Origin of the sequence: Paraferrimonas sp. SM1919 (assembly GCF_010993985.1) — a bacterium.
Lineage (GTDB): Bacteria > Pseudomonadota > Gammaproteobacteria > Enterobacterales > Shewanellaceae > SM1919.
Map to the genome: position 1 here is coordinate 40,798 of NZ_WINH01000003.1, position 17,301 is coordinate 58,098.

General features: G+C 42.3%; 12 protein-coding genes. 2 read left to right on the top strand and 10 right to left on the bottom strand.

Annotation, left to right across the window (positions count from 1 at the left end; translation table 11 throughout):
• Positions 1-121: 121 nt before the first annotated feature.
• Both GFB48_RS02380 and GFB48_RS02385 read left to right on the top strand, forming a co-directional pair.
• The gene (locus GFB48_RS02380; RefSeq protein WP_163930765.1) at positions 122-2,134 is read left to right on the top strand and encodes a BNR-4 repeat-containing protein; all 2,013 of its coding nucleotides are present in this window, start codon (positions 122-124) and stop codon (positions 2,132-2,134) included.
• 241 nt (positions 2,135-2,375) lie between these two features.
• The gene (locus GFB48_RS02385; protein WP_163930767.1) at positions 2,376-2,708 is read left to right on the top strand and encodes a DUF3718 domain-containing protein; all 333 of its coding nucleotides are present in this window, start codon (positions 2,376-2,378) and stop codon (positions 2,706-2,708) included.
• 60 nt (positions 2,709-2,768) lie between these two features.
• On the opposite strand, the gene GFB48_RS02390 is transcribed toward GFB48_RS02385, so the two are convergent.
• From GFB48_RS02390 to GFB48_RS02440, 10 genes are all read right to left on the bottom strand, one after another.
• A complete protein-coding gene (locus GFB48_RS02390) occupies positions 2,769-5,882 on the bottom strand; it encodes an efflux RND transporter permease subunit (protein WP_163930769.1) in 3,114 nt (1,037 codons plus the stop codon).
• Complete coding sequence (locus tag GFB48_RS02395) at positions 5,879-7,063, bottom strand: efflux RND transporter periplasmic adaptor subunit (protein WP_163930770.1); 1,185 nt, start codon at positions 7,061-7,063, stop codon at positions 5,879-5,881. Before GFB48_RS02395 ends, GFB48_RS02390 begins: the two co-directional genes overlap by 4 nt.
• The gene (locus GFB48_RS02400; protein WP_163930772.1) at positions 7,053-8,447 is read right to left on the bottom strand and encodes a TolC family protein; all 1,395 of its coding nucleotides are present in this window, start codon (positions 8,445-8,447) and stop codon (positions 7,053-7,055) included. Before GFB48_RS02400 ends, GFB48_RS02395 begins: the two co-directional genes overlap by 11 nt.
• Positions 8,448-8,738: 291 nt before the next feature.
• A complete protein-coding gene (locus GFB48_RS02410) occupies positions 8,739-9,500 on the bottom strand; it encodes an SDR family oxidoreductase (protein ID WP_163930776.1) in 762 nt (253 codons plus the stop codon).
• Between the two features lie 20 nt (positions 9,501-9,520).
• Positions 9,521-10,585: an enoyl-CoA hydratase/isomerase family protein gene (locus GFB48_RS02415; protein ID WP_163930777.1), complete on the bottom strand. Its 1,065-nt coding sequence runs from the start codon at positions 10,583-10,585 to the stop codon at positions 9,521-9,523.
• Positions 10,586-10,632: 47 nt separating this feature from the next.
• The gene (locus tag GFB48_RS02420) at positions 10,633-11,808 is read right to left on the bottom strand and encodes an acetyl-CoA C-acyltransferase (RefSeq protein WP_163930779.1); all 1,176 of its coding nucleotides are present in this window, start codon (positions 11,806-11,808) and stop codon (positions 10,633-10,635) included.
• A gap of 164 nt (positions 11,809-11,972) precedes the next feature.
• Positions 11,973-13,244 carry a DEAD/DEAH box helicase gene (locus GFB48_RS02425; protein WP_163930780.1) on the bottom strand — a complete coding sequence of 424 codons (1,272 nt, stop codon included), beginning with the start codon at positions 13,242-13,244 and terminating at the stop codon, positions 11,973-11,975.
• A gap of 153 nt (positions 13,245-13,397) precedes the next feature.
• A complete protein-coding gene (locus tag GFB48_RS02430) occupies positions 13,398-14,693 on the bottom strand; it encodes a sensor domain-containing diguanylate cyclase (RefSeq protein WP_163930781.1) in 1,296 nt (431 codons plus the stop codon).
• Positions 14,694-15,666: 973 nt separating this feature from the next.
• Positions 15,667-15,972, bottom strand: coding sequence for a hypothetical protein (locus tag GFB48_RS02435; protein WP_163930783.1), 306 nt, complete (start codon positions 15,970-15,972; stop codon positions 15,667-15,669).
• Positions 15,973-16,061: 89 nt separating this feature from the next.
• Positions 16,062-17,216: an FAD-dependent oxidoreductase gene (locus tag GFB48_RS02440; RefSeq protein ID WP_163930784.1), complete on the bottom strand. Its 1,155-nt coding sequence runs from the start codon at positions 17,214-17,216 to the stop codon at positions 16,062-16,064.
• Between the last annotated feature and the right edge of the window lie 85 nt (positions 17,217-17,301).

Sequence of the window (17,301 nt, forward strand, 5' to 3'; positions counted from 1 at the left end):
CGCTTACGCCTATCTATAGCGATCTTAATCACACTTAACACTACCAGTCACCCATTATCAGTTTAGGTTCAGTTTCTAGCATTATGGTGTATCGCTCATTTTCTGTATTTATCTAAATTCCATGTTAAAAAGAAGTCTTACCGCCGCTGTTTTTTTATTCACGCAATCCCTGCAAGCCGCTACAGTAACCGAACTATTCAAATATACTGACTCATCGGCAGGCCAACCGTCTTTCGATGTTCGGGGGGATAACGCCTATATTCTTTTCACCCACGGTAAAAGCCATAAGGGTCGAATTTGTCATTACAATTTGCGTACCGATGATAATGACTGCTCAGGCGATCTATTCAAAACCTTAGCTCCCCATGATGTGGGGCATAATCAATCGGCCATCGCAGTCGATGGTGATGGTTATATCCATGCTTGGATTGGTATGCATAATCACAAGATGCGTTATTACCGTTCAGTAGAACCGAATAACTATCAAGGTTTTGAAGAGCTCAGCCACACCTTGCCAGGCTATGATGACGAAGGTTTACAGGAAAAACGTTATACCTACCCTGCTGCGGTCTCAAATAGTCGCGGTGACGTATTTTTTGTTGCCCGCAGAACCGGCCTGTTTATGGATGACGGTATACTGCGTGAATCCCAGCATGATGAAAAACAAGACTTATATATTTTTGATAACGCCACCGATAGCTGGAGCCTAAAGCTAATTAAGGCGCAAGAAGGCCGTAATGCTTATATGAGTAACCTTTACGCCGACGATAACAATAATCTGCACATTGTGACGGCTTGGTCGCAAATTCATGATGGTGATAACACCTTCCAACGTGGCACTTATCTTCGTTACAGCAACCAAGATAATAAGTTTTACAAAGCAGACGGTACTCAAGTCGATATCCCGGTTGATGTGGACACCCATCAAGCAGACTTGTTCTACTCAGGTGAAATGCCATGGGGTGACAAAATAAGTGAAATCCAAACCCCACAGGTGACCCTAAATAGCGATGGCCAGCCTGTGATCAGCTATCCATATAACACAGCAGTGGATTACTCTAAAAAGGATCCTAAATACGTGCTTAATGTCGCTAAATTTAATGGCTCAGATTGGACGACTCAAACTGGGATAAGTGATTTACGTAATCATGAGCGCCCTCCTATCACACGAGTCAGCCAATGGTTAAACATTTATTCTAGAGACAAAAATAATGCTTACATCCACACCTCAACGGATAAGGGTGATAGCTTTAGCCTGGTTACTGACTTAAAAGACGGTGGTGAACCTTATGTTGCTAAGAATATTAACCAAAGCACTGATTTATATATTAATAATAACCGCTTATTTAAAGTTGAATACCAGCAAGATGGTAATCACAAACCTAGTGTACAAATCACTTACCCAATTAACGGTCAGCAATTTGAAGCACAGAACCAGATCATGATCCATGCAGACGCGAATGATAATGATGGCGAAGTCACTGCGGTTGAGTTTTTTGTTGACGGTAAATCTATCGGTATTGATGAACAAGCCCCTTATCAAATGCCTTGGCAGGACGTCCGTGAAGGTCGCTGGTTATTCTCTGCAGTCGCGTTCGATGAGCAAGGAGAACAAGCTCACTCAAATAAGGTAAGAATTAAAGTTAATAACCGCAAAAAGCTGAACTTAACCCCTATTGAAGATGCTTATGTTCGCGACGGTGAGCACCAAGAGGACAACTTCAATACGGATACGCTAGCGATTAAGGGAGATGAAGATAGCGGCTATAACAGAGAAACTTTACTGAAATTTAAGCTTTCTAAGGTTAAACAAGCGGTAAAACAGGCTCAGTTAAGCTTTATCGTTAAAAAGGCCACTAAAGCTACCCTAGTTACCGCAGGGGTAATGTCTTCCAATGACTGGGATGAGTCTGATGTAACTTGGAATACGGCGCCTAGCACTTTACATGATATTGAAACGGTAATTATTGATGCTAAGGGTAAAGTGAAAATAGACCTAACCGATGCCATTAATGATAATATCGGCGAAAAATATATCAGTATTCGCCTGTATAACATCGACCTTGATGGTGCCTTAGTTGAAATCAACTCCCAAGAGAGCCAACACTCGCCTGAGTTACAACTTAGCTGGTAAAACGATAAAGGGGAGCCATGCTCCCCTTTATTTAAACAACAATTTTATCCCGCTAGACTATTACAAATTGTAAAATAGATTGCCTAGATATTTTTCCAATAAAAATTAAAGTGCTGAAAAATAAATAAAAATTTATTCTCAGGCTGATTTATAACATTTCTTGTTACCGACCTTCATTGTTCAATTACAACCTTTTGCTGTTTTTACTCCATCTTATTAGAAACACCAATAGGAGAACGTAATGAAAACTTTAACACTTATCACCATTTGCACTTTAGGTTTAACCAATATCGCCAATGCAGACGTTACTTTCAAAGGGACTGATAGCACATTGGAGACTCAGATTTGTTTGGCTGCGGCTAATGGTTCAGCGTCTGATCTTAAATCCCAAATTAAAAAGCTCGCACCACGTCGCCCAACCGCCAAAGCTTATTATCTCGCGGTAAAAAATATCAGCTGTAACGGCCAAAGCCTATCCAATTTTGCCGCGTTTTACGGCAATCATAAAGCTTATGCAGTGTTAACTAAGTACTCACAGGACACCTTAGTCACGTCGAGTGGAAGAAATAAATGAGCTTTAAAAAAGCCGCGCTCAGTATATCCATAAGCGCGGCTTTATATGCTTTGTTGAAACTTAAGCAAGGACCCTATCAAAAGACTCGCTACTGACTTTATTGCCCTTAATTCGTTCCACAATTAAGTAGTTAACAGGAACGAGTATCAAAGTAATAAAGGTGGCAAAAATAATACCGAAGCCCAGAGAAATGGCCATAGGAATTAAGAACTGCGCCTGAGTCGACTGTTCAAACAATAACGGCATTAAACCAATAAACGTAGTTAAACTGGTTAACAATACTGGGCGGAAACGTCTTGCCCCGGCAGTTAATACCGCTTCTGCTAAGGCCATGCCTTCAGACCGCTTCTTATTAATGTAATCCACTAATACCAGCGAATCATTCACTACTACACCAATTAGGGCCAGCATTCCAAGAATACTGAAAATAGTCAGGTTAGAACCCATGATCCAGTGACCAATAACGGCACCAATTAAACCAAATGGGATCACACTCATCACGATTAATGGCTGAATGTAAGACTTAAATGGGATCGCTAATAGTGAGTAAATCATAAAGAATACAAACACTAAACCCCATTGAAGTGAACCAAAGCTCTCAGCCTGTTCACGGGCCTCCCCTTCTAATGAGTGGCGCACGCCAGGATACTGGGCGACTAAATCATCTAGGAACACTTTTAAGTCCTGTTGTAGTACCGTCATATTGGCGGCAGCCTTATCAACGTCTGCCGTCACGTTAACCACACGGTAACGGTCAATTCGACGAATGCTTGAAGGGCTTTTACCAGATGTTAGCGTTGCCACATGGCCTAGGGGCACCTGCGCACCATTACCTGTAGCAATCAGTACCTTCTCAAGATCCGCCAATGAACGACGCTCATTAAGGGGTAAACGTACCATTACTCGGACATCATCGCGGCCACGCTGTATACGCTGTACCTGTGAGCCAAAGTAAAAACTACGGACCTGATTAGACACATCTTGGCGGGTTAAGCCCAGCGCCTTGCCCTGCTCGGTTAGCTCTATCAATAATTCCTCTTTACCATTCGATAAACTATCCGAAATATCAAACACGGTTGGATAACCCGCTAGGTGGGTTTTCACCTGATCCGCCACTTCGCTTAGGGTTGCTAAAGAATTGGCACTGAGTTGTACGTCGATAGGGTCGCCACTGCGGCCAATCTCAGCACGGTATGTCACAGATTCAGCACCTGGAATATCACCTACCATACGTCGCCATTCACCCAGCAATTGCGCTGAAGTGATATCCGATTCACGCTTTTCAGGAGGCACTATTTCAAAGCGAACACCACCGGCATTGGATATACCACCACGGCCACCAGTGGTTGCCAAAATATTCATGATGATACTTTCACCGGTATTATCATCAATGTACTTAGCTTGCAAAGCCTCGGCTTTAGCGGCAATGTTAATCACATGATTATTGGTCACCTCAAACGGTGTCCCCGCTGGCATGCTTAGGTTTAAGCGCACGGTTTCACTTGGAATACGTGGGAAAAAGGTAAACTTAGTCCAACCCGAGCTGATCATCGCTCCAATAATCAAAAACACACTCACAAACAGAGTAATTGTGGCCGTTTTGTTTTTCAGTGCCACTCGCAAAAAAGGTTGATAAAACTTAATAATGGCCCGCTCAAAGCCATCGGCAAAGTTTTGCTGAAAACGCTCAAAACGGTTCTGTTTTTGCTTTTCATGGCGCAGTTTGATGTTCTTTAAGTGCGCTGGCAACACAAACTTTGACTCAATTAAAGAAAACAACAACACAGGGATCACCACGATGGCAATTTGGGCAAAAATCTGGCCACGGGTACCTTCAATCATCAGCATAGGTAAGAAAGCAGTCACAGTGGTTAAAATACCAAAGGTTACTGGTGCCGCTACTTCTTTAGTACCCATAATCGCCGCTTGTTCACCAGATGGGGCAGTTTTAAGATGGCTATAAATATTCTCACCGGTAACAATGGCATCATCGACCACAATCCCCAGTACCAAAATAAAGCCAAATAAGCTCATCACGTTTAATGACACGTTGAAAAACGGCATAAACAAAAAGGCACCCATAAAGGAAACGGGAATACCAATAAATACCCAGAATGCAATGGATGGCCTCAGGAACAGGGTTAACAGTAATAATACTAAGATACCGCCCTGCAGCGCACTGCCTGCTAGGGTTGAGATACGGTTTTTAACAATTTGCGAATCATCATCCCAATAACTTAGGCCATAGCCCTCTGGTAAACTTGCCTGCCTAGCATCAATATAAGCTTTGACCTTATCGGCAACTTCAATTGCGCTCTGCTGCCCAATACGATACACATCAATAAAAGCGGCTTGCTGACCATTAAAACGGGTACGTATTGGGGTTTCTTCAAAACCATCTTGGACATTGGCGACATCACCTAAGCGGATAATGGTGCCGTCAGTGGCGGTTTTAATGGCGATATTAGCAAACTCATCCTTATAGTACGCCTGCCCCTTAGAGCGAAGTAAAATATCGCCCCCTTGGGTTTTCAGGTTACCTGCGGAAACATCAGTACTAGAGGCATTAATGGCGCGGGATACTTCTGACAAGGTTAATCCATATTGTCGCAATTTATCCTGGGACAACTCTAGGGCAATCTCGTAATTACGAACGCCGCTTAAATCCAATTGGGTGACACCATCGATACGTAGTAATTCGTCGCGAACCACTTCTGCAAACTCTAAGGTTTCTTTCTCTGAATACTTACCAGTAACTGTAACGGCAATCACTTCCCGCTTTCGTTGGGCAAGGGCCACCACAGGTTTTTCAGCGTCTACGGGGAAAGTATTAATGGCATCCACACGGCTTTTTATGTCGGCCAGCATTTCACGGGGATCATAACCGCTCTCTACTTCAATAGACACACGCGAGGCCGCTTCGGATGAGGTAGAGGTAATCTTTTTAATACCTTCAAGATCTTGAACCGCCTCTTCCACACGAATGGTGACGCCCTTTTCCACGTCTTCCGGGGTTGCACCACGTAATGAAATATTAACCGAGATCTGTTCGGGATCAACCGATGGGAACACTTCTAGGGGAATACGGGTACTTAAAGACCCCAAACCTAATACCAGCAAAAACAGCATCAATAGGTTGGCGGCCACATGGTTTTTAGTGAACCAAGCAATCATGATTGCTGCTCCCTAGCATTACGCTCTTTGTTAGGCTTTTTAGGTTCACCAGCGATAGATACCGGTGTACCTGAGCTCACCTGCCCCAGCGGGGTTAGCACCAAATCTTCACCCGCTTCAAGACCATGACTGATAATGGCATCATTGGTATTTTGCCAAAGGGTTTGCACATCCTTACGCAGCAACTTACCCTTTTTCACCACATAAACATAAGTCCCTTGGTAAATGGCCGAGGTTGGGATCACTAATGCGCTATCAAAGTTTTTGCCTTGAATGTTAGCCGTTAAGTATTGGCCAATTTTCAATGGCATTTGGCCATTGCTATAAACAAAAGGCTGATCAATTTGTGCCACCACATACAACTGCTTTGAACTGTCATCAATGGCACCTTCGGTGCGAACTAATTGGCCTTGCCAAGCTTGTTCACCAATTAAATCAGAGGCAAAGTTAACCTCAGCCACCCGCTGTTTACCCTGCTCTGGCAGTTCCACTAACTGTAAGTCCTTGTTGTTAATTGGCAAACGAATTTCCACATAATCAGTGGCATAGATAGTCGCAAGTTGGCCATTATTGGAGATCACCTGACCCACATCGGCTTTTTTATCTAAAATTCGGCCATCAAACGGTGCCACCACTTGAGTGCGCTCTAATGCCAGCTCCGCTTTTTCTAGTTTAGCTTGGGCTGATAATAATTGCGCTTGGGCCGCAGCAAGTTGTGGTTTACGTAAAACCAAAGCACTGGCTTGGCGGCCATTGCTTAAACGTTGCCAATCGGTTGCCGCTTGTGAAGCTCTGGCTTCTTCTTCAAGTAACTGTTGCTCAGCCTGCAGTAAACCAGCTTTAGCAATTTTTACCTCGGCTTGGTAATCCCTGTCATCCAGTCTTACTAGCACTTCACCTTTTTTGAAGAAGCCCCCTTCCCTAAAGTTTTGACTAATCGATAGAATTTGACCTGAAGCTTGAGACACTAATGAGCTTTGGGTTCTTGGTTTCACCACACCAAAACTGTTTACCTGTACCTGATAGGGTTCAGGCTGTAAGGTTTTGGTTTCAACTACGATATTGGCACTGGCGCGTGGCCCACCGCGTTTTGACTCTGGCGGATTAGATTGAATAACAAAAATGGTAGCGGCAGCAGCCACCGCGATAGTGGCAGGAATAAGATATTTTTTATTGAGCATTGGTTTGTTCCTGTGAAACGGCACTTTGCAGAGAGCCACCTAGAGCTAGATGAAGGGCAATGCGATTATTAATGATCTGATTTTTTAAATTGATAACAGAGGTTTGAGCCACAAAAGAGCGGGTTTGAGCATCCAGTACCGTGGTGTAACTCACCAAGCCACTTTGGTATTGCTCGAACGACAGGGTTTCGGCTTGCGTGGCATTATCCTGAGCCTTTAAGGTAGCTTGATATTGAATTTGCAAGCTCGCATCTAAATCTAGGGTATTCTCTACCTGCTCAAACGCGCTAAACAAAGTATCTAAATATTGCTGCTCTTGCTGTTTTAGCTTGAGTTTTTGTTGCTCTGTCTGGGCTTTTAATCTACCAGCGTTAAAAATAGGTGCGGTTAAACCACCAAACACCGACCAAGCGGCGTTATCACCGTTAAATAACTCGCCAAACTCAGCATTAGATGAACCTATGCTGCCCCTTAGACTTAAACTTGGGTAACGCTGTTTTTGGGTGTAGGCGACGTTGGCATCTTGAGCCAATAATTGATACCAGGCGGCTTGTAAGGAAGGCTTATTCTTAACCAGTTCAGACGGTACACCTGCGCTAATGCCTTGGGGTAACAGTGGCAGTTCAGCCTGAACTTTTAAGGCACCTTTAGGATAGTCCCCTAGCAGACGCTCAAGGGCGCGAATGTCTTCTTTATATTGGCTGCGTTGGCTGGCTAAGTTGGATTTTTCACTGTGGTATTCATTTTGAGTCAAATACACATCAAGGGCTGAATTTAATCCCTGTAAGTAGCCAGATTCAATAATATCAAAATTAACCTTAGCGTTTTCAGTGCGGCGCTCAAACAAATCAAGCAGCTGCGCGGAAGTGGCCACCTTATAATAAGCCTTAGCCACATCGGCGATTAGCTGATCTTTGGCTTGCTCATAATTCGCTTCAACGGCAAATAGGGTTAACTTGGTACGTCTATCAGCGTCAGATAATTTTCCCCAAATATCGAGCTCATAATTTAGGTTTAGGCCAATCGTACTTGAATTTGATGAGTCATTATTGTTGCCAATAACGCCGGTATCTAGAGAACTCGATAAGCTTGGCCAGAAATTTGCGCCTGTGACGGTAACCGCTTGCCTTTGTACTTCAACTTCAAGGGCCAACTGAATCAGTGATTGGTTAGTATTAAGAGCTTGGCTTAACAGTTGTAATAATTGCTCATTAGCGATAACGGCTAACCAGTCTTCGTTAGTGGCTAAAGAAGAAGGACTAACCTGCCAGTTAGCAGGTAACTGCGGCTTTACCTGAGCCTGATCAATGTATGATGAACTGCTACAAGCCGTCAGCACCCCTAGCGAAATGGCCATCGCTATTGGTTTTAATGGTCTTTTCATCTTGATTCCGTATTCTAAGTTATATTTCCAGCATTATACTAAGCAGTTAAACATTGAAATAAAATAGTGTTTACAACTAATTACATTTTAAATTGTTGCTAAATATGTCATTGGTTGACATTGACAACTAAGTTTACCCAAAGGGGTGATATTAAAGGCTCTGACATGGTTAAAGATAACGCTATCGCCGACAGCCGTGAGACTAGTCGCGTCGGCCAAATGTTTATAGGGATGGCTAGCCTACCCCTGCAGCAATGGGGTAGACAAATGATATCATTCCGTTAAAGTTTTCTATAAAGTGAGCCCACCATCAAGCTCTAATGTACGGCCATTATAAAAGTCGTTTTCAATAATAAACTTAGCCGCTTGAGCAATTTCTTGTGGATCACCAAGGCGGGCAACTGGTGCGGCTTTTTCTAATCTAGCAAGCGCTTCTGGCTTCATGGAGGCCGTCATATCCGAAGCCACGACTCCAGGTGCGATGGCCGCTGAACGAATATTAAAACGTGCTAATTCTTTCGACCAAGTTACCGCTAGCGCGGATACTCCGGCCTTTGCGGCGCTGTAGTTTGTTTGACCAATATTACCACCACGGGCAATCGATGAAATATTAATGATCAATCCCTGTTGCCCACTCGCAATCATAGCTTTAGCACCTTCGCGACCACACAGAAAGGTACCCGTTAAATTAACATTGATCACAGACTGAAATTGCTCTAACGACATTTGATCAATAAACTGACCGTCTTTTACCTTAACGAGCATACCATCACGCAAGATACCAGCGTTATTGATCACCACATTAACTTTACCGAAGTCTTCTAAAATGTAATTAAAAGTATCACTGATCAACTCTTCGTCAGTAATATCTACGCAGTAACCTTGGCATTTATCATTGATAAGAGCTAAATCGGCAGCGGCTTTTTCAAGCACCTGTTGATTACTATCGATCAATGCAATATTAGCCCCTTCATTAGCTAAAACCTCAGCCATGGCATAACCTATGCCCTTAGCACCACCAGTGATCACAATGACACTATCTTTTATTTCCATAGTTATTTCCTTTCATAAAATTATACAAATTGGCTAAGGGTGGTCGTATTTATTTCATCCAATTGCTTATAGCGCCAATTAGGGGTTCTATCCTTATCCACAAGTAATGCCCTCACTCCTTCCATAAAATCACCATATTGTGCACAATGGGTCGCCACTTTCAATTCCCAATTCAAACATTGTTCGAGGGTGGCTTTGGCAAAATTTTGCTGGTAATGGGCTATTGCCATCGAGATTAATGAGGCGTTGTCGACATTTTCCTGATAATCAGCGAGCCATGGTGGTAACTTTCTTAACTTGGACATTACTTGCTTGAATTGACCAGCAAACAAAGTATCGATTTCTGACTGATGTTCAGCAATAAGGCTAGCGGCAACCATTTTTCCCCTCACATTTTGCATCGTTTTGAGGGCGTTATCCAATATGTCATGATCCTTTAGGGACTCAGCTTGCCAAGCCCTATTGGCCAACATATCCAATAACGGTTCAAATTGTTCATCCCCTAAATAAGCATCTGCTAAGCCAAGATAGATGGCGTCTGCAGCGTTAGCAAGGTAACCCGTCATACTTAATAACAACCCTGTCTTACCAGGTAATTTATTAAGGAAATAAGTGGCGCCAACATCCGGAAACAAACCAATACTGAGTTCAGGCATAGCAAGCTTGCTAGAGGGCGTGACCACTCGATGACTGGCCCCTTGCAGCACCCCCATGCCTCCACCGAAGACAATACCAGCGCCCCAAACCAAAATGGGCTTTTGGAACTTATGAATTAAATAATCCATTTGATACTCGGCACTAAAGTATTGGTAAGCTGCTGTTGCCACCTCTTCACCATTGACCTTTGCTTGGTAGATAGCTCTGATATCGCCACCTGCACACAGGGCTTTTTCAATAGTTGAGTTGATCACTACCATGACTATCTTAGGATCGTTTTGCCAGGCTAAAAGTTTATTTTTTAGGTCACATACCATCTGATAATTAAGAGCATTCAAGCGCGTGGTATTATTCAAACTTGCCACGCCAATATGATGCTGACTGTGGGTTTTAATCACCTGATAAGTAATTAAGCATGACTCTGACATAACCTATTCCTATAAAAAAGGCAGTCAAAAGACTGCCTGCTAATAATTTATACTTCTAATGCAAGGGCAACGGCTTCACCGCCACCAATACAAAGGGAAGCCACCCCTTTAGATAATCCCTTCGACTTCAAGGCGTGGATCAGGGTCACAATTAACCGAGCACCTGAGCATCCAATTGGATGACCTAAAGCACAAGCACCGCCATTAACATTAACTTTGTTGCTGTCTAATCCAAGCTGTTTAATAGCAAGCATAGTCACCATAGCAAAAGCTTCGTTAATTTCAAACAGGTCAACATCCTGTGCAGACCATCCCACTTTGTCCAGTAGTTTATTCATGGCACCAACTGGCGCAATGGTGAAATCCTTAGGCGCTTGGGCATGACTTGCATGACCTTTAATAGTTGCAAGAACCTCAAGTCCCTGAGCTTTAGCTGTTGACTCTTTCATCAAGATTAACGCTGCGGCGCCATCAGAAATACTGGAAGCATTGGCAGCAGTAATTGTCCCTTCTTTGCTAAAAGCAGGACGCAGCGCCGGTATCTTTTCAGGGCGAGCTTTTGATGGCGCTTCATCTGTGGTCACCACCGTTTCCCCTTTGCGGCCTTTAATCGTTACCGGTGAAATCTCGGCATTGAAACTTCCAGCTAATATTGCAGCATTGGCTTTAGCTAGAGAGCTCAAAGCAAATTCATCCATCTGCTCGCGAGTGATGCCATGCTCATCGGCGGTTGCTTGCGCAAAACTTCCCATTGCCGCCCCCGTGTATGCATCTTCTAAACCATCAAGAAACATATGATCAAGAACTTTACCATGTCCCATGCGCATTCCCGCACGGGCGTTATCTAATAGGTACGGCGCACGAGTCATACTCTCCATACCACCAGCAACGGCGACTTGTATCGAATCGGCTTTAATTAAGTCATGTGCCATCATGACCGTTTTCATACCTGAACCACAAACTTTATTGATTGTCGTTGCTGTCACGCCTTCATCTAAGCCCGCCCCCAAAGTCGCTTGACGGGCTGGAGCCTGTTTTAATCCAGCTGGAAGCACACAGCCCATCAGTACTTCCTCAATCAAGCTTTTATCAATTCCTGAAGATTCAATACAGGCGGCGATGGCATTAGCCCCTAATTCTGGAGATGACACAGCACTTAAGCTACCAGACATAGACCCCATTGGCGTACGTTTCGCCGCAACAATTACGATGTTATCGCTCATTATCCCTACTCTTTGTTTTATTGTTGTTACATCACTGTTGTGTTCTACAACAATCCTAGTAAAAATAACAGTAAAACTTAATTGCTATAAGTTAATTTGCACAAAGGCTGAACAACTCATTGTCAACCTTTAAAAAAGGCCACATTTTTAACTGTGGCCTCGGCTTATTTTGGCGTTTTATTCCAGATATGAGAATTTGCTTTGGCGGCTTTGTTTTTGTATTTCTTACCTTGCCCCGGCGCGGGAATATTGACCTTAGGTTTACCCGCTTCAACTAACTCGGGATTGTCATCCGCTTCAAAACCGACGACTTGCTCTCGAGTCAGCCTAAGTTTATTTTTCTTTTCAATAATTTTAAAGTGATGAAACTCTTCATGACTGATTAAGGAAATCGCTACCCCTTGTTTACCGGCTCGACCACTTCGACCTATACGATGCATATAATCTGCTGGGCTTCTAGGTAATTCATAATTAATCACCACAGGTAGGCCTTCAACATCCAAACCACGGGCTGCCAAATCTGTCGCTATCAGCACTTGCAGCTGTTTATCTTTAAAGCGACGGATAATGTTAGAACGACTGACTTGTGCCTTATCCCCATGGAACACTTCAGCCTTGATGCCGCGCTTTTCCAATTTGTTGGCTAAATTTTTACAAGTATTTTTTGCATTAACAAAAATCAACACTTGAGACCAATCATGTTGTTTACATAAATGCTCGAGTAAAGCGGTTTTATTTTCTTTATTGACCGTAATAACTCGTTGCTCAATCGCCTCTACCGTTTCGCTTTCTTGCACCAATGTTAATGGCTTATACAAATGTTTTTTAGCCGTCTGCTGTAATTCCAGCGGGAAGGTTGCGGAGAACATGAGTGTTTGGCGTTTGCTTGGCAGGAGTTTAAAAATAGCGTTAAGCTCCTCTTTAAAGCCAAGACTAAAGATACGATCCGCTTCATCGAGCACCAATTGACGCACTTGAGTTAAATTAACTGCATTCTTCTCCACTAAATCAAGTAAACGACCAGGTGTCGCCACCACCACATCCGCGCCACCACGGAGTTTAAGCATTTGCGGATTAATGGACATTCCGCCAATAACAGTAACAACTTTTAAAGGCTGGGACGCGCCCTTGCTATATAACGTAAAATTTTGACTGATCTGTTCGGCTAATTCACGAGTAGGCGCTAATACGAGTGCCCGCACCAGATTGCCCTTACCTTTTGGTTTTATACTAGTGCTCAAATTTTCAATTAACGGCAATGCAAAAGCTAATGTTTTACCTGATCCGGTTTTTGCGGTTGCCACCACATCTTGCCCCGCTAATGAGGCTGCCAAGGTACTTGTTTGAATTGCTGTAGCTTTATCAAATCCAAGTTCATTTAGTTGTGAAAGAGTTGATGAGGACAGTTCGAAATCGCTAAACTTGGAGAGATTCATATATATAGGCTATATCATAAAAAAGAGACTTATTTTAACTTAGTTTGGTAGGACACAAATAGCAATTAACTGACAACTGCTCAGATTCTGGGCGATTGTCAGGTTTATAGCTGTATTTATGATTTTAAAAATTAACCTTTACTCCATCTAGCTTCAGAACAGGCCCTTTAAATCTGCATGGGTAACCACCTTATTACGACCAAGTTGTTTAGCATCAAGCATGGCGCTATCCGCTTGCGAAACTAACTGCGCTGGCGTTTGATGAATGGTTGATAATGTACTTACGCCGATACTGATCGTCACCCTTAGGCCTATACCCTCATAATCAACTTCAGTCTTTGCCACTGATAATCTGATTTTTTCAGCAATCGCCATTGCTTCATTGATATCGACTTCTGGCAAAAGAATAACAAACTCCTCACCGCCCCAACGACATGCGGTGTCTATTTCTGTTAGATCATTTTTGATTGTGGTTGCCACCTTTTTCAGTATTTCATCACCGACTATATGGCCGTAGTTATTATTAAATTCAGTGAAACTGTCAATATCAATAAATAGCAAACTGAGTTTGTTATGGTAATGTTTCGCCCGCTCAAACTCCTGTGCCAATAGTGGTTCTAGATATCTTCGATTGTGTAATCCGGTTAGCTCATCCGTCATTGAAATATGATTAAGCTCATGTATTAAAGCATTTTTTTCAGTGATATCCCTGATCACTGCGGTCATTTCGGTTTCACCTTCAACATTAATTTTCGCAATGGTGATCTCTAGTGGAACTTGCTCACCATTAGCTTTAACCCCCATCACTGCAGCCCTTAAATGCATCGGCCTTGACGGCACATCAGAGCCCCTAAAGCTCTGCACATAGCCAGAATGTTTCTCTCTATATTTAGCAGGTATGAGACTGCTTATATGCTGACCAATTAAATCATTACTCCCAAAAATCTCACTAGCAGCTTCATTAGCTAATAATATTTTCTCATTGGTATCTATGGATATAATGCCGTCATAAGCACTAGTTACAATGGCCTTAACCCTTGAGTCGGCTTTTTTTAACTCCTTTGATAGTAACTTTTTCTCAGTGATTTCAATTAAGGTAGCCATTAACCTTGGATTACTGTCATTATGCTTTATTAGCGGCGTGATTAGGCATTTCCACCAGCGGTTTTTACCTAAACGATTAATGGTCACTTCCAATTCGGTTGAACTCTGGTTTATCAAGGACTTATTAAGACCTGTTAATACCTGATTTGCTAAATACCGTGGAAAAATGTCTTGTAAGCTTTTCGCAACAATAGAATTGACCTCATCACCAACGACCTCAGAAAATAAGTCATTACAACTGACAAGCTTAAATACACTGTTTTGATCATGCTCAAAAATAACCAGCGGTGTGCCGATGGAATTGACGGAATCTTTTAGGTCTTTATGATTATACTGACTGAACATTATCCACCTAGCTTTGTCTATTAGTATTCACCATTAACTGAGTAACAAAACCCACATTGAGTCAAATGTTACACAAACATAATCCATGCAACACTTTTGACGGGCTTGCTACCTATTACATCACCAATCATAATGAGCAGATGAGGCTTACTGCAAGGCAGCTATCAATATTTAGATTAGGTCTAACATTCAAGTATTGCAATGGGCAGCATTGACAACCACTTAGCCGATAAAAATTCGATAAATAGCATAATGATGGCTTTGGGCTGAGGGATTTAGGCCAGTAACAGGGACTTTAGTCCATATTTTTTGGGTTCAGGCTTAGCTAACGTTAGCCAGAGCAAGTAACGATGGGCTGCGGCAAAAACTTGAAGCTTTAATCAAACCATGTCATTTGCTGGCACCAACAAAGTCACTATAGAAATTTACAGCGAATTAATATGCGAGGATTTATCCAGCGCTGTAGTTATGACAATTAGCTATCAACTTTTCGCTAAAAGTGAAAACAAAATTCAGTACAATCTCGTTTTGAGTCACCTGTCTTTACTCGCAAAGGGTGGACATTTGCCAAGCCAAATTAAAAGGCCTCTGATATGTATTCAGTTCTTTTTCAAAATAGCCGCTTTATTAGAAATAATGATCAAATCAATATATCGTCATGGCTGAGCTACTCCTAATAATTGTATTAGCATTAAACTTTTATTTTTTACTCTATCTGCCTAGGAAAAATACTTGGCATAATAGCCATCCTGATACCCTGCAAAGTTATCTCAAGAAATTTCCCTTAGCTAATACCCCCACAGGTCCGGTATGTGGGCACTGTGGCCACGAAAAATTGTTAAATTTAGGCTATCAAGGGGTGGCAGATAGCAGAAGATTAATCAGTTGCTCTGCCTGCAAAGAGCCCTTGTTCCACAAGGCGTTAAACTAAAAAAGCTGCTCAGGCAGCTTTTTTAACGTAGTTTTTTTTGCGTTAGTTTGGTGAAACTTGTTGATTGTCTAACTGCTTACAGTCCCAACCCCAACTGCTTTGTTTATCCACAAAAGCTTCAGCTTTCGCCTCACAATAGCCTTCGTTATTTTGAGCACTCCAAAGCGTTTTTGTACCTTCAGATTTTGTATAATTAACTGCACATGGAACCGCGGCATCTGTCTCATAAGCAATTTCTATCGTTCTTTTAGCCTTACCATGAGTACATTCGAAAATAACATTATTAGGGTTGGCCATGGCTGCCAATGGCACCCAAAATAATACCAAGCTGGCGACTAGTTTCATCATACTTCTCCTTAATATTAAGATGATAACGATATCAATGACTACAGGCGTCCACCTGAGCCTAGGGCTTTAGAAGTTCTATTAACGAAGTTTTAATTTTGTTGATTGATCATTGCAACCAGCTTTTCAGCTTCAATTAAAACGGTGGTTAATTTCCCCCCAAACACACTGATAAAATTAGGATAAGCTGTAGCGCGAACCATTAACGTATCACGACTTCGACTAAAAACGGATTGGGCATCTATTTTAGGTAAAACCCTTACCCCTGAATAGGTTCTGGTAATCCGTTTAAGGATTTCTTGCCTAGAACCAAGTTGGGGATAATAATGTAATAAATTGTCGATTAGATAATTTTGCTCTGCCACTGTGATAGCATGATTATGATAGTTATCGCCCAGAGATATCTCAGTTGTACCGAGTAAGGTTTGTCCCTTCCAAGGAATAATAAATAACACCCTGTTATCTAGGACAGATTCCAAATACACGATCCCATCACTAATTTGACAATCAAGTTGTAAATGCGATCCCTGAACGAATTCCACACTGACGCTGGGTTCATTGATTTTGCTCAGCACTTGATTAACCCAGGGGCCACTGCAATTTACAACATAACTACAACGAATGTGTTGACGAGTCTTGGTTTGGCAATCAACAGCGACAACCTTAACTAAACTTTCACCTTCAACAGCCTCTGTAAGGCCATCGAAGCGTGTCTGAGTAAATAACTTTGTGCCTTTGGCTACTGCATCATTGAGCAACTGCTGGGTTAATTGTTTGTCATCGGTTTGTGCATCCCAATATTGAAATACGCTCACTAATTGTTGCTGGTTAATTGCCCCAATTTCTGACCATTGCTGTTCATTAAGCGTTTTAAAACCACCGTAATGACTATCATTGGCTAACCACTGATACAAATATAAGCCTATCTTAACTAGCCACGCTGGTCTTTTAGAGTATTTATATACTGGAATATAAAATTTATTCATTGTAACTAATTGCGGGTAATCCGCAATAAATCGCTTTCTGGCTCGTAAACACTCTTTAACTAATCCAAATTGCAAAGATTCTAAATACCTCAGCCCACCATGAATCAATTTACTTGAATTGGCTGAGGTTTGCTCCCCCACTTGACCTTGCTCTAAGACACAAACCCTTAATCCTTGTGTCTGAGCCCGTAATGCGGTTGCTGCACCTAAGGCTCCGCCGCCAATGATCACAACATCTACTACCAAGTCGTTTTCTTGCACATTATTACCCTTTCGTTATTACTTATTAAGCATAGTTAAAACAACGATTTATAACAAAAAATATCATTACAAGAAGACTATGACC

Bases quoted from the DNA above. Each gene is read 5' to 3' on its own strand.
- GFB48_RS02425 (WP_163930780.1), bottom strand. From the start codon at position 13,244: ATGAATCTCTCCAAGTTTAGCGATTTCGAACTGTCCTCATCAACTCTT.
- GFB48_RS02380 (WP_163930765.1), top strand. From the start codon at position 122: ATGTTAAAAAGAAGTCTTACCGCCGCTGTTTTTTTATTCACGCAATCC.
- GFB48_RS02415 (WP_163930777.1), bottom strand. From the start codon at position 10,585: ATGTCAGAGTCATGCTTAATTACTTATCAGGTGATTAAAACCCACAGT.
- GFB48_RS02430 (WP_163930781.1), bottom strand. From the start codon at position 14,693: ATGTTCAGTCAGTATAATCATAAAGACCTAAAAGATTCCGTCAATTCC.
- GFB48_RS02400 (WP_163930772.1), bottom strand. From the start codon at position 8,447: ATGAAAAGACCATTAAAACCAATAGCGATGGCCATTTCGCTAGGGGTG.
- GFB48_RS02395 (WP_163930770.1), bottom strand. From the start codon at position 7,063: ATGCTCAATAAAAAATATCTTATTCCTGCCACTATCGCGGTGGCTGCT.
- GFB48_RS02385 (WP_163930767.1), top strand. From the start codon at position 2,376: ATGAAAACTTTAACACTTATCACCATTTGCACTTTAGGTTTAACCAAT.
- GFB48_RS02390 (WP_163930769.1), bottom strand. From the start codon at position 5,882: ATGATTGCTTGGTTCACTAAAAACCATGTGGCCGCCAACCTATTGATG.
- GFB48_RS02420 (WP_163930779.1), bottom strand. From the start codon at position 11,808: ATGAGCGATAACATCGTAATTGTTGCGGCGAAACGTACGCCAATGGGG.
- GFB48_RS02435 (WP_163930783.1), bottom strand. From the start codon at position 15,972: ATGATGAAACTAGTCGCCAGCTTGGTATTATTTTGGGTGCCATTGGCA.
- GFB48_RS02410 (WP_163930776.1), bottom strand. From the start codon at position 9,500: ATGGAAATAAAAGATAGTGTCATTGTGATCACTGGTGGTGCTAAGGGC.